General features: G+C 65.6%; 10 protein-coding genes. 7 read left to right on the top strand and 3 right to left on the bottom strand.

What is annotated here, in order from left to right; genetic code table 11:
• Window positions 1-786: 786 nt before the first annotated feature.
• On the bottom strand, window positions 787-1,332 hold the full coding sequence (locus tag ABN273_RS58165) for an ATP/GTP-binding protein (RefSeq protein ID WP_349458383.1): 546 nt from the start codon (window positions 1,330-1,332) through the stop codon (window positions 787-789).
• Between the two features lie 239 nt (window positions 1,333-1,571).
• On the opposite strand from ABN273_RS58165, the gene ABN273_RS58160 reads away from it, so the two are divergent.
• From ABN273_RS58160 to ABN273_RS58145, 4 genes are all read left to right on the top strand, one after another.
• Window positions 1,572-1,982, top strand: a complete 411-nt coding sequence (locus ABN273_RS58160; RefSeq protein ID WP_349458382.1) for a transposase — start codon at window positions 1,572-1,574, stop codon at window positions 1,980-1,982.
• A gap of 674 nt (window positions 1,983-2,656) precedes the next feature.
• Window positions 2,657-4,183 (top strand): trypsin-like serine peptidase, encoded by a 1,527-nt coding sequence (locus tag ABN273_RS58155; protein WP_349458380.1) that lies wholly within the window; start codon window positions 2,657-2,659, stop codon window positions 4,181-4,183.
• Between the two features lie 436 nt (window positions 4,184-4,619).
• A complete protein-coding gene (locus tag ABN273_RS58150) occupies window positions 4,620-6,140 on the top strand; it encodes a trypsin-like serine peptidase (protein ID WP_349458379.1) in 1,521 nt (506 codons plus the stop codon).
• A gap of 185 nt (window positions 6,141-6,325) precedes the next feature.
• Window positions 6,326-7,813, top strand: coding sequence for a trypsin-like serine peptidase (locus ABN273_RS58145; RefSeq protein WP_349458378.1), 1,488 nt, complete (start codon window positions 6,326-6,328; stop codon window positions 7,811-7,813).
• Between the two features lie 93 nt (window positions 7,814-7,906).
• On the opposite strand, the gene ABN273_RS58140 is transcribed toward ABN273_RS58145, so the two are convergent.
• Together ABN273_RS58140 and ABN273_RS58135 are read right to left on the bottom strand one after the other, a co-directional pair.
• A complete protein-coding gene (locus tag ABN273_RS58140; RefSeq protein WP_349458377.1) occupies window positions 7,907-9,265 on the bottom strand; it encodes an NsdA family TPR-like regulatory protein in 1,359 nt (452 codons plus the stop codon).
• A gap of 174 nt (window positions 9,266-9,439) precedes the next feature.
• Window positions 9,440-10,648, bottom strand: coding sequence for an NAD(P)-dependent malic enzyme (locus ABN273_RS58135; RefSeq protein ID WP_502911355.1), 1,209 nt, complete (start codon window positions 10,646-10,648; stop codon window positions 9,440-9,442).
• A gap of 263 nt (window positions 10,649-10,911) precedes the next feature.
• Here ABN273_RS58135 and ABN273_RS58130 point away from each other — a divergent pair, with 263 nt between their 5' ends.
• Genes ABN273_RS58130 through ABN273_RS58120 form a run of 3 tightly spaced genes read left to right on the top strand, consistent with a single transcriptional unit; the run spans window position 10,912 to window position 13,334 of the window.
• On the top strand, window positions 10,912-11,763 hold the full coding sequence (locus ABN273_RS58130) for an ABC transporter substrate-binding protein (protein ID WP_349458375.1): 852 nt from the start codon (window positions 10,912-10,914) through the stop codon (window positions 11,761-11,763).
• 3 nt (window positions 11,764-11,766) lie between these two features.
• Entirely contained in the window at window positions 11,767-12,594 is an 828-nt protein-coding gene (locus tag ABN273_RS58125) for an amino acid ABC transporter permease (RefSeq protein ID WP_349458374.1), read from the top strand.
• Window positions 12,591-13,334, top strand: coding sequence for an amino acid ABC transporter ATP-binding protein (locus tag ABN273_RS58120; protein WP_349458373.1), 744 nt, complete (start codon window positions 12,591-12,593; stop codon window positions 13,332-13,334). Before ABN273_RS58125 ends, ABN273_RS58120 begins: the two co-directional genes overlap by 4 nt.
• Window positions 13,335-13,416: the final 82 nt, after the last annotated feature.

Raw genomic sequence — 13,416 nt, 5'->3', positions numbered from 1 at the left:
TCGTCCCCTTCGTGTTGATGTGAGCGAATCGAAGGATTACGGAGTGGCCGTCTCTTGTCACATGGATCTCACCCGTACCAGTCCAAGGGCTTGATCACCCGCACACCATCTCCCTGGACGTGAACCGAGCATGGGCCACCCTGACGCGTCGGAGGTAGGTGGCCGGGGCTTGCAGGTGGTCGAAATGACAGCCGCAGATTGGGGTTATCGGTGGCTGAAGACGGGCGGGAAGGTCGTCTGGGCCCTGCTGGCACTCGGACAGGAACCTGGAGCGGCGGATGACGGACGTTGAAGCCACGGCCGACGGCAGGGAAGCGAAGGAACCAGTCAGCGTGGAGATGGACACGTGGCCGTGTCCCGGTCTCGCCCCTCACCCACCGCGCCGGACTGGTGGTCGGACGTCATTCCTCGAGTGGACCGCGGACAAGCCGTCCCATAGTCGAACTCTGGAATACACCTGTTCATGCCGCACGGTCGTTTACGAGTTCCTCGCATCTGGCGGCAACTATCGGATCCGGCGCATCGTCCAAGCCCTGCCCCCGCGGGAGGCATACGCTGGTCCGTGGCGCCGTCAGGTGGCTGAACTCATGTGGGCGTTGATCCTGACAGGCGAGGTCCGCTTATGCGCCTCGTCTCACCTCAGCAGCAGCAGGTCTGGCTATGCATGCGAAGCCATGCAAGTCCCGGACGCCGAGCCCGTGATCGCCCCCGCAGACGATCCGTCGTCCCGGCCTCGCTCGCGGAACCGGAGCGCGAGGGTCTGCCAGGCACCTTTGTAGTTCGTTGTCATGGTGCAGCCTCGAGCTGCTTCTTGACCTCCGCTACCCGGTCCGGCAGCCCGCCCGGGGCGATCAGCACACACTCATAGCCGAGTGAGGTGTAGGCGTCCTGGTGGACCTGCTCGAATCGCAGCGACTCCTCGAAGGTGATCTGCCGTGCGTCGGTCGGCGCGACGAACCCGAGGTTCTGGACGAAGAAGACCTTCTTTTCGTAGATCTGCTGGACTTGGATGCGTTCCAATTCGCGGGACAGGGCCGGAGAGACGGGATGGCACAGGTAAGTAGCCAGGGCGTATGTGCAGACAGGCGATCGATCGTAGATCTGCACATCGCCGCGAAGAGCCGCGGCCTGTTCCTGGCGTCGACGCTGCAAGGTGACGATCGCCTCCAGGAAGGACGGCTTCGTCCACAGCTCGGGCTCCCCCTGGGCCTGTTGGAGGGCGATGGCATCGGTCGCCGCCTCATCGACGACGGTGTAGCCGTCGCACTCCAGCCAACGCAGGATCGCCGTCTTCCCCGCTCCGGGGGTGTCGGTAAGGATGTAGCGCTTCATCAATCGCTCCCTGTATCTCTCTGGTCTGGACGCCGCCCAGGTCCGCTTCGTCAGATGGGCCAGCAAGCGCGAAGATCACCAGTTCAACGACACCGCTCCGGCCAACCACCCCTCCCCTGCAAGGGAAGCGCTGGTCAGCGCGGCATTGCGGGCGCCTGGACATCGCGATCAAGAAAACTTCCACTAAGATCTTTTTTGAATTCGCTGACGCAGCGTATTTACCTTGTCACGATGAGCTTATGCATCGAGGCGATCTGACGAACGCCGAGTGGGAGCGACTGGCATCCCTGCTGCCCCAAGGCGACAAGCGCGGAGATCGGTGGGATGAGCACCGGATGATGATCAACGGCGTGCTCTACCAGGCCCGCACCGGGTTGCGGTGGCGCCATCTCCCCGAGCGGTTCGGTTGCTGGGTGACCGTCTACCGGCACCACCGGCACTGGACAGCCGATGGCACCTGGCGGCAGCTGCTGGCAGCGGTCGAAACGGCCCAGAAGAATGTCGCCCGGGCCGGCCAGGACGCCACGACATGTCAGGACGCAGCTCCGGAGGTAGCGCAGCACCCGCGACACAAGCGGGCCACCGGCGATCCGGTGCTGGTCAGCCTCCGCGCACACCTGACGGCGATAGTCAGACAGAGAGACCTCTAGATCATCCCGATCTGGACACAGGCAAGGTTTCAACGAACTGCCGCTTCAGCCAGACAGCCACTCCCCTTATGGCCGGTGGCACGAAGCCGCAGAAGGTGTCGCCCACTGAGGCGCCTCGGGCGCCCAGTTCCAATAAGAACGGCCGCGGGTCGCCCCTCCTCGACCCGCCTGCCAACTGGCGGCCGTCCTCGCCGACCCCTCCCTCCCGGCGAGGACGGCACCAATTCGAGGGCGACCTATATATAGGCGCCTCTAGGCCTCTATAGGTAGGCCGCGACCCCGCGACTTCTGGCCCCGAGTGGCGTCGCGGAGGGTACTCCAGGCTCCAATCTGAAGATCACCTGTGAGCGATCGAGCAACTTAGACGGATCAGGTTCCAATCCGGTTCCTGTGATCTGAGTCACGTTTTGCCGACTACAGTTCGTGACGGGCCGCTAACGGCACTCTAGTCCCATCAGCCACAACCCCTCTATATCCTGCGAAAACGTGACTATCCAATCACTCCGCGCGAAGATCACTGACAGATAACAGCGCGGTAACGCCGGTAAGGCCGACTACCGGATCGCCCAAACCGGGTTCCACCTGCGGAGATCACCACGCTATGTTCCTTGCTATCCCTTTACTGACGCATGGGACGCAAGTTGCGACCCACGACAGAGCAAGGAGCAGTTCCCTTGAAGCGCATCCTCATCCCCGCCGGTGGCGCCATCGTGGCTACCGGCCTTCTGGCTGCCGGCCTGGCCGGCAGCGCCCAGGCCGACAGCGACGTTGCCAGCGACCCGATGGCGGCGAGTGCGGCGAACGCCAAGGCCATTGCTGAGTTCTGGGCTGACAACAACGGCGCTGCCCTCCGGGCCGCCAAGGAGTCCAACGTCTGGGCGAAGGGCGACGTCGCCAAGCTGCAGAGCAAGGGCGGCTACACCGCGGACACCAAGCCCGGCTCGACGGCTCCGATCGGCCAGGAGAAGAAGACGGCCGTCAAGGTCCAGAACGTCAACATGCCGAAGACCATCGGCAAGGTGTTCTTCGTCAACAGCAAGGGCGAGAAGAAGTGGTGCTCCGCCACTTCGATCCAGTCCCAGTACCGCAACCTGGTCGCCACGGCCGCTCACTGCGTGTACGACACGGCGACCAACTCGGACGTCATGTCCAAGTGGGTCTTCGTCCCCGGTTACTACCAGGGCAGGGCTCCTTGGGGCGTCTACGTGGGTAAGCAGGCCTTCACCCACTACGACTTCGACGTGTACGAGGACTACGACCGCGACTACGCGTTCGTGACCGTGTACAACGGCGTCAAGCTCGATGGCGGGACGGCCAAGAAGGTCACCCTCAACGAGTACAAGGCCGCTCAGGCCAAGGGCCTGGCCACCGACGTCAAGACGTCCGAGGTCAGCAAGGACGAGTACGAGTCGGCCATCAAGGACCCGAACAAGTACCCGTACTACGACACCAAGCCGGGCACGGACCCCAAGATCGTTGGTCCGGACTACCCCGGTGCGGTCGTCGACAAGAAGGAAGTCTCCAAGGCCGACTACGAGGAGGCCAAGGCCAAGGGCACCGGCCGCGGCCAGGGCTTCATCTACGGCGACCCGATCGTCGAGAACGTGGACAAGGCCACCTGGGACGCCTACAAGGGTCTCGGGGAGAAGGGCGACGGCCCTGACAAGTTCGGGAACTACTACATCACGCACTACTACGTGCAGCAGTGGTACGTCCCCGGCACGAGCACCAAGTACTACCGTGTCGACTACTACGTGATCGAGGGCTTCGCCAAGGACGCCGGTCGCCTCGGCGACGCCGTCGGCGGCCAGGGCTTCGCCTGGAACCAGCCCACCGGCAAGTACGTCCGCGTGTTCGGTTACCCGGCGGCTGCTCACCCCGACGGCAACAAGAACTACACCGGCGTCACTCCGAAGTGGTGCTACGGCAAGACCTCGAGCAAGCTGGTCGGTTCTGCTGCCAAGAAGATCGAGGAGCACGTGGCCCTCAAGTGCGCCTTCACCGAGGGCGCCGACGGTGGTCCGTGGCTGTACAAGTACAGCAACGCCAAGCGTCTCGGCTACGTGAACGGTGTCACCAGCACCTTCAACGACCAGGACGGCAACGGCCGCGTGGACTACATCTCGTCGCCGTACTTCGACGGCGAGACCAACACCGTCTACCGGGCTGCCGCGGTTTCGTGGTCCGGCAAGATTGTCTGAAAGTGACGGATAGCGACCGGTCGTAGACCGTTCGTATAACCGTTGCGACCGAAGGGCCCGGCATCCTGCCGGGCCCTTCGGCGTTCCCGGCGAAAGTGATGGCGCCTTGGACGCATGGCACGCCCAGACGGTGCCATCAATCCAATGTGATCTGCATCACATGATGAACGGAAGCAAGATCACAAGGGCGCAGGACCCCCGCGAGACACACTGACAACTTCCTTATGTTGATCAGGGCAAACGGGCGTAAGACCAGCTTCCCTCGCCTCACGGACATCAGCCGCTTAAACATCACAGAACGATCACGCCCGGCTTGTCGCATCTTTTCCCGCCAAAGCGGCTACCGGTTAGCAAGATCGACACTGTATGTTCCTGGCTATCCCTTTACTGACGCATGGGACGCAAGAGGCGTTCCACGACAGCGCAAGGAGTTACCGTGAAGCGCATCCTCCTCCCGGCCGGTGGCGCCATTCTGGCTACCGGTCTGCTGGCTGCTGGTCTGGCCAGCACCGCCCAGGCTGACGACACCGTCTCCGCCGACGTCCTGGCTGCCCAGGACAAGGCCGCGGACGTCCTGAGCTTCTGGACGGCCTCCAACAACCAGGCGATGTCGAAGGCTGTGGCGTTCAACCCCGACGCCCTCGAGGTTTCGAAGATCTCCTCCGGTGGCGGCTATACCTCGGACACCAAGCCGGGTAGCACCGCCCCCATCGGCGAGGAGAAGAAGGTCGCCGCCAAGGTCCAGAACGTGAACCTGCCGAAGACCATCGGTAAGGTCTTCTTCGAGGGCCGCGACGGCAAGCTGTACTGGTGCTCCGGTACGTCGATCCAGTCGCAGTACCGCAACCTGGTCGCCACGGCTGCTCACTGCGTGTACGACATCGGCGGCAACGACGAGGTCGTGTCCCGCTGGGTCTTCGTCCCCGGCTACTACCAGAAGAAGGCCCCGTTCGGCGTCTACGTGGGTAAGCAGGCCTTCACCCACTACGACTTCGACATCTACGAGGACTTCGACCGCGACTACGCCTTCGTTACCGTCTACGACGGCATCGGTGGCGTGCTCAACGCCCACGACAAGGTCACGTACAACGAGTACAAGGCCGCTGCCGCCAAGGGCGAGGCCACGGACATCAAGAAGACCGAGGTGTCCGAGGACGAGTACAAGAAGCACCTGAACACCCCGGACGCGGTGTACTACGACGTCGAGCTCGGCGAGGGCTCGAAGGTCGTCGGTCCGGACAACGCCGGCGCCGTCGTTGACAAGGTCGAGGTCACCGAGGCCGCGTACAACGACGCCAAGAAGCTCGGCACCGGCCGCGGGCAGGGCTTCGTCTTCGGCGACCCGATCGTCGAGAACGTCGACGAGGCCACGTGGAAGTCGTACAGTGGCCCCGGCACCAAGTCCGCGAAGGCGGACCAGTACGGGAACTACACGATCACCCACTTCTACACCCAGAAGTGGTACGTGCCCGGCACTGCCACCAAGTACTACCGTTACGACTACTACGTGGTTTCCCACAAGGTCAAGAGCGTTGGCCGCCTCGGCGACATCGTTGGTGGCCAGGGCTTCGCGTGGAACCAGCCGGCCGGTAAGGCCATCCGTGCCTTCGGCTACCCCTACGGCCCGCACCTGGACGGCAACAAGCCGTTCACCGGTGTGACGCCGAAGTGGTGCTACGGCCCGACCGCCAAGAAGGCTCTGCTCATCCCCTCGAAGAAGGTCGAGGAGCAGCTGTCGATGAAGTGCACCGTGACCGCCGGCTTCGACGGTGGCCCGTGGCTGTACAAGTACAGCAACGCCAAGCGTCTCGGCTACGTCAACGGTGTGACCAGCCTCATCGCGGACGTCGACGGCAACAAGCGCTACGACACGATCACCTCGGCTTACTTCGACGGTGAGACCAACGTCGTCTACCAGGCTGCTGCGAAGGCCTGGAGCGGCAAGCTCATCCCGTAGTTCGCTGCGGATCGGAACGAAGACTTGTTCGTCGTTCAGTAGCAATACCGAAGGGCTCGGCATCCTGCCGGGCCCTTCGGCCTTTTGTCGGCCTTTTTGCTGAGAAATCTGGCAATTTCCCTTACCAGAGTGACTGAAGGGTCGATAGGGTCTTTACACCCTTTTTGACAACCGTGGAGCCTCCCGTGAAGCGCCTGCTCATCCCCCTAGCAACCGCCTGCCTGAGCGCCGCCGCCCTCGCCGTCCCCGCCACCGCCGCCCCGAGCTGGGCCAGTGACAATCTCCAGCCCAAGCCTGCCGACGCGTACGGCGCCGCCTTCTTCTGGCTGGACTCCAATGGCGCGGCCCTGCGCAAGGCCACCGAGTACCGCCTGGACACCAAGGTCGTGCCCAAGATCGTGTCGTCCGGGAGCAACGGCGCCACTGACGGGAAGCCCGGCATGGCCGGCCCGACCACCCCCACCAAGCCCGCCCAGTCCAAGAACGTCAACCTGCCCAAGACCATCGGCAAGGTCTTCTTCCTGGACAAGGCAGGCCGCTACCGCTGGTGCTCGGCGACGTCCGTCCAGGCCAGGAACCGCAACCTGGTCGCCACTGCCGGCCACTGCGTCTTCGCGAACGGCAAGGACGACGTCTACGACAAGTGGATCTTCGTGCCGGGCTACTTCGAGGGCAAGGCTTCCTTCGGCGTCTACGTCGGCGCTTACGCCTTCACGGCGTACGACCTGGACACCTACGACGACTACGACGGCGACTTCGCCTTCGTGGCGGTGCACAACGGCTTCTCGCTCGCGGGCGCGAAGGAGGTCTCGCACAGCCAGTTCAAGGCGTGGGCCGGTGACAAGTGGATCAAGCCGCGCGAGATCGGCCTCACAGAGTTCCTCAAGTGCCAGCTCACCCTCGGCGACTGCTGGTCGGAGGGCGAGGACAAGCCGTCCGACCTCGTGGGTCCCGACTTCGTCGGCGCCGTCCTGGAGAAGGTGGAGGTCGGCAAGGACGCGTACGACGCGGCCAAGACCGGCAAGGGCCAGGGCTTCAAGTTCGGCGAGCCGGTCGTGGAGCAGGTCACCCAGGCTGAGCAGGCCGCCTACAAGGGGCCCGGCAGCAAGGGCACCGACGCGCTCGGCAACTACACCATCACCCACTACTTCACTCAGAAGTGGGTGAAGCCCGGCACCTCCCGCAAGTTCTACGAGGCCCACTACATGATCGGCATCGCCAAGGACATGGGCCGCCTCGGTGACGTGGTCGGCGGCCAGGGTGTGGCCTGGAACCAGCCGCTGGGCCAGCAGGTGACGGCGTTCGGCTACCCCGCCGCCCCGCACCCCGACGGCGACCGGCCGTTCTCCGGTGTGACGCCGAAGTGGTGCGCCGGCAAGACCGCCACCAAGAGCTACCAGATCAACACGTTCAAGGTGGAGACGCACCAGCTGCTCAAGTGCTCCATGACCCCGGGCGCCGACGGCGGCCCGTGGCTCATGAAGTACGACAACGCCAAGCGCACCGGCTACGTCAACGGCGTGACGAGCATGTTCCACGACAACGACCGCAACGGCCGGATCGACTTCATCAGCTCGGCCCTCTTCGACGGTGAGGTGGCCGACGTCTACGCGAAGGCCCAGTACGCGGAGACCAAGGGGATCGTCGGCCCCAACGGCGAGCTGCTCAAGTAGTCACTGCACACGCAGCACCTCGAGCCTGCTGACGAGGCTTCCGCCACTGGTCAGCAGGCTCGTTCCGTGTTTCCAGGCCGAGGCCCAAACTTTCTACACCGCCGCGAGCTCGCGCGACCGCTCCCGCAACGCCAGCACCGCGCGCTCGTTCTTGTACGGCTCCAGCCGCCGCCGCAGATCCGCCGCGTACGACCGCGTCCGAGCCGACTGCAGATCCCCCGCCAGCGCGAAGGCACTGGCCGCGGCGGAGCACGCCTCCTCCAGCTCCCCGCACTGCAACAGCCCCGCGGCCAGCAGCGACAGGTTGAACATCCGCCCGCGGACGTACCGGGAGTCCATGTCGAGCGACCGCCGCGCCTGCCGCACGGCCCGCTCCCCGTCCCCCAGGTCGCGGAAGCAGTGGGCGAACTTGGCGGACAGGTAGGCCTCGTCGAAGTAGCTCAGCCACGCGGGCTCGTCGGCGGGCTTGCGGGTGTCGAAGGCGGACTCCGCCTCGTGCAGGGAGGCGCCGCAGGAGCGGCTGTCGCCAAGGCCCGCGTGGGCGTGGGCCTCCAGGACGTGGGCGGAGGCCAGCAGCGTGTGCACGCCGGCGCGGCGGGCGGCCAGCTGAGCGGCCCTGGCCAGGTCGAGGGCGTGGGCGGGCTGGCCCATGTAGATGGCCTGGTGTGCCATGCCGGCCAGGATCTCGCCGCCCAGGGTGTGGTCGTCGGCGCCCCTGGCCAGGCGGAGCGCCTGGATGAGGTAGCGCTGGGCGAGGCCGTGCTGCTCCATGTCGTAGGCCATCCAGCCGGCCAGGCGGGTCAGCTCGGCGGCCGCGGCGGCCAGTTGCCTGCCGGTGGCCTCGCCGTACAGGCCGTCTTTGAGTAGCGGTGAGACGGCGGTGTCGAGGTATTTGACCACGGACGAGCGGACGCGGCCGCTGCCGAAGCGGTTGTCCAGCTCGCCGAACGATCGGGTGACCTCATGGATGGCGGCGATGTCGGCGCGGCCCACCCGCCGCGCGCCCGTGCCGCTCAGGTGTCCCCCGGTTGGGGACGTCAACCAGCGGATGGCTCCCACGGAGCCTGCTCCTATCGCGAACGTCGAGTCGATGAGAAACCTCCGTCTCTCCACGTCGGCCCGCCAAAGCGCCGTCACGGTCGCGACCCCCTCCTGCCACGTGTGCGTGAACTCTTGTCCGAGATCGAGGGGCGTGAGAATGGCGGGCATGCCCAGGTCTTCCGAGGTAACCGGTCGGCCCAGCCGCATCGCGAATATCTCGGTGAGCAGGCCCGGCACGGGATCGCGTGGCCGCTGACCGCCGATCCAGCGCAGCACCGAGCTGTGGTCGTACTTGAGACCCGGTGTGCCACGCGCTGCTCCCCAATCGTTGAGGCACCTGGCCAGACCCTTGTGGGAGAACTTCGCCTCCGAGATGAGCTGTTGCAGCAGTCGGTTCGGCTCGCGTTCCATCACTCTCCTCGTTGCAGGAGTGGGCGCCCACATCCTTACAGAGAGCTATTGTTATATCACCTTGGGTAAAGGTTTAAGGGTGTTTCTCAAAGGACAGTCCAAGTCGACAACAAACAAGGGCCTCCCCCTACCCATGGCTGGGTCATGTAATCGGGAGGCCCTCGTAAGAGGAGGTCAGAGGCGGGCGACGCCGTCGGCTCTGGCCTGGGCCGCGACCGCGGCCGTCACGGCGGGCGCCACGCGCTCGTCGAACGGGCTCGGGATGATGTAGGTCGGCGAGAGGTCGTCGCCGACGACGCCCGCCAGCGCGTCGGCCGCGGCCACCTTCATGTTCTCGGTGATGGAGGACGCGCGCACGTCCAGGGCGCCCCTGAACACGCCGGGGAACGCGAGCACGTTGTTGATCTGGTTGGGGAAGTCGGAGCGCCCGGTGGCCACGACCCCGGCGTGCCTGGCGGCAACGTCGGGATGGACCTCGGGCGTGGGGTTGGAGAGGGCGAAGACGACGGCGTCTGGCGCCATGGAGGCGATGGCCTGCTCTGACACGGTGGAACCGGACAGCCCGAGGAACACGTCCGCGCCGGCCAGCGCGTCCTCCGTCGAGCCGGTGTGGCCCGCGCGGTTGGTGTCGCGGGCGAGGGCCTCCTTGACGGGGTTGAGCCCCTCCCTGCCCTGATAGATCATGCCCTTGGAGTCGGAGACCGCGATGTCGCCGATGCCCGCCTCCAGGAGGATGCGGGTGACCGCGACGCCGGCCGCGCCCGCTCCGGCCACGACGGCGCGCAGGTCGCCCAGCGAGCGCCCGGTGAGGCGGGCGGCGTTCTGGAGCGCGGCCAGCGAAACGATCGCGGTGCCGTGCTGGTCGTCGTGGAAGACGGGGATGTCGAGCCGCTCACGCAGGCGGTCCTCGATCTCGAAGCAGCGCGGGGCGCTGATGTCCTCCAGGTTGATGCCGCCGAACGACGGCGCGAGGCGCGCGACGGTCTCGACGAGCTCGTCGACGTCGGTGCAGGCGAGACAGATCGGGACGGCGTCGACGTTCGCGAACTGCTTGAACAGCAGCGCCTTGCCCTCCATGACCGGCATGGCGGCCGCGGGGCCTATGTCGCCCAGGCCGAGCACGGCGGTGCCGTCGGAGACGACGGCGACCACGTTGGAGACCCACGTGTAGTCGTTGACCAGCGAGGGTGTGTCGGCGATGGCGGTGCAGACCCTGGCGACGCCGGGCGTGTAGGCGAGCGAGAGGTCGTCCGCGTCGCGGACGGGAACGGTCGAGCGGACCTCGAGCTTGCCACCGCGGTGCAGCGCGAAGGCCGGATCGAGATCGAGTTTGGCAACGGAAGCAGAAGCGGGCGTGACAGCCACAGCGACCCCTGTAGTCATCGGGAGCGGAAGAAACCTTCGGCGGACGAGCGCGAGCGGGCTGGCTTCGGTAGCTGCCAGGATCCCCTCCTCGTCGATCATCTCAGAGGGGTACGGGGGTCACCCGTCTCACTATCGTGCCACATGGTGAGATGGTCTCGGTGTCGGCGCCGACGCCGTTCCGTTGACGCATCGTTAAATCCTTGATGACGGACCGCTGCTAAACCCCATTTAAACTGCACAAAAAGCAAGTTTCGTGGCATTTCACTTCGAGGAGGCCGTACATGGCCCTCAGTCCCAAGGGCCGCCGTGGCTACGCCGCCGGCGCGCTCGCCTTGATCGCTGCTCTCACGCTGTCCGCGTGCGGCGGCGGCTCGGGCTCCGGCAGCACGACCAGCGCGAGCGCCTCCGCGGCGGGCGGTGTCCAGCTGGTGCAGCCCGGCAAGCTCACGGTCTGCACGAACATCCCGTACGAGCCGTTCCAGTTCAAGGACGCCAGCGGCAAGATCGTCGGGTTCGACGTGGACATGGTCGACCTTGTCGCGAAGAAGCTGGGCGTGACCCAGGAGATCGTGGACATCGACTTCGCGGTGATCAAGAGCGGCGCCGCCATGGCGGCGAAGAAGTGCGACCTGGCCGCCGCCGGCATGACGATCACCCCCGAGCGCAAGGCGAACATCGACTTCTCCGAACCGTACTTCGACGCCACCCAGGCGCTGCTCGCCAAGAAGGGCACCGGGGCGAAGTCGCTGGCCGACGTCAAGGCCAAGAGCCTCAAGCTGGGCGCCCAGGCCAGCACCACGGGCCTCGACTACGTCAAGAAGCAGGGCTTCGACCCGACCGAGTACGCCGACTCGGCCAAGGAACTGCTGGCCCTGCAGGCCGGGCAGGCCGACGTGATCGTCCAGGACCTCCCCGTGGTGCTCACCTGGCTGAAGAAGCCGGAGATCGCGGCGAAGTTCGAGCTGATCGGCAGCCTGGACACCGGCGAGCAGTACGGCTTCGGCATGAAGAAGGGCGCCGACCCGGTGCTGCTCAAGACGACCAACGAAGAGATCGCCAAGGCCAAGCAGGACGGCACCTACGAGAAGATCTACGTGAAGTGGTTCGGCAAGAAGCCTGGCGAGCTGGGCTGATCCATGGCTGACCAGCCGAAGACGGCTGAGCCTGCGCGCGCCAGGCTCAGCCCTCGGAAGAGACAACGCATCATCCGCGGCGTCCAGTACGCGGTTCTGATCATCGCCGTCGTCGGGCTCGTCCTGTACGCGGACTGGTCGAGCCTGGCCGAGAACTTCGCCAGGCCGGACATCGCGCAAAAGGCCCTGCCCGAGCTGTTCACGATCGCGCTGAAGAACACGATCATCTACTCGGTGGGCGGGTTCGTCTTCTCCTTCGTGTTCGGCCTCGTTCTCGCGCTCATGCGGCTGTCGCAGGTCCGCCCCTACCGCTGGATCGCCGGCGTCTACATCGAGATCTTCCGCGGGCTTCCCGCGCTGCTGATCTTCCTGCTGATCCTCTTCCTCCCCATCGCGCTGCCCGGATTCGAGGTGCCCGGGGGCAAGTACGGTGAGGGCATTCTGGGACTCACCCTGGTCGGCTCGGCCTACCAGGCGGAGGTCTTCCGTGCCGGTCTGCTGGCCGTGCCCAAGGGGCAGACCGAGGCGGCCAGGTCGCTCGGCATGTCCGCGGGCAGGGCGCTGTTCACCGTGGTGATCCCCCAGGCGGTCCGCATCGTGATCCCGCCGACCACCAACCAGTTCATCGCGTTGCTCAAGGACTCGTCGCTGATCCTCTTCCTGGGGGTCTCTGGCGAGTACGTCGAGCTGGCCAAGTTCGGCAACGACCTGTCCTCCGAGCAGTCCAACGCCACGCCCATCATGGTCGCCGGCGTGACGTACCTCATTGTCACGATCCCGCTGGGCTACCTCGTGCGGCGGCTGGAGGCACGAGCGGGGAGGGCGCGATGACGCACGCCGTCGAGATCAAGGACCTGCACAAGTACTTCGGCGCCAACGAGGTGCTCAAGGGCATCGACTTCACCATCGGTCAGGGCCAGGTGGTCTGCGTCATCGGCCCGTCGGGGTCCGGCAAGTCCACGCTGCTGCGCTGCGTGAACCTGCTGGAGATGCCCACCAAGGGCAAGGTGTTCGTGGAGGGCGTCGAGCTCACCGACCCCGATGTGGACATCGACGCCGTACGCCGCCGCATCGGCATGGTCTTCCAGCAGTTCAACCTGTTCCCGCACATGACAGCGCTGCAGAACGTGATGGTCGCCCAGCAGCGGGTGCTGAAGCGGAGCAAGAAGGAAGCCGAGGTCGTCGCCAGGGAGAACCTGGACAAGGTGGGCGTCGGCGCCAAGTGCGACGCCTACCCGGCGCAGCTGTCGGGCGGTCAGCAGCAGCGGGTGGCGATCGCCAGGGCGCTGGCCATGAATCCGGACCTGATGCTGTTCGACGAGCCCACCTCGGCGCTCGACCCCGAGCTGGTGGGGGACGTGCTCACCGTCATGCGGAAGCTGGCGGAGGAGGGGATGACCATGCTCGTGGTCACCCACGAGATGGGCTTCGCCCGTGAGGTGGCCGACCGGGTGGTGTTCATGGACGGCGGGGTGATCGTCGAGGACGGCGAGCCTGCGCAGGTCATCGGCGACCCGCAGCAGGAACGCACCCGTACCTTCCTGCGCCGCGTCCTCCACCCGGAGGAGTAAGCCCGCAGGAGCAAGCCCCGAGGAGTAAGCCCGGCCGCGGGGGCCCCCCCCGCGGCCCTCGTCGCAGACGTTCTTGGCGGCG

This window comes from Nonomuraea sp. B19D2, from assembly GCF_040137845.1.
GTDB lineage: Bacteria > Actinomycetota > Actinomycetes > Streptosporangiales > Streptosporangiaceae > Nonomuraea.
The sequence above is the reverse complement of the archived record's forward strand: the minus strand, read 5'-3'. Positions and strand labels throughout refer to the sequence as shown.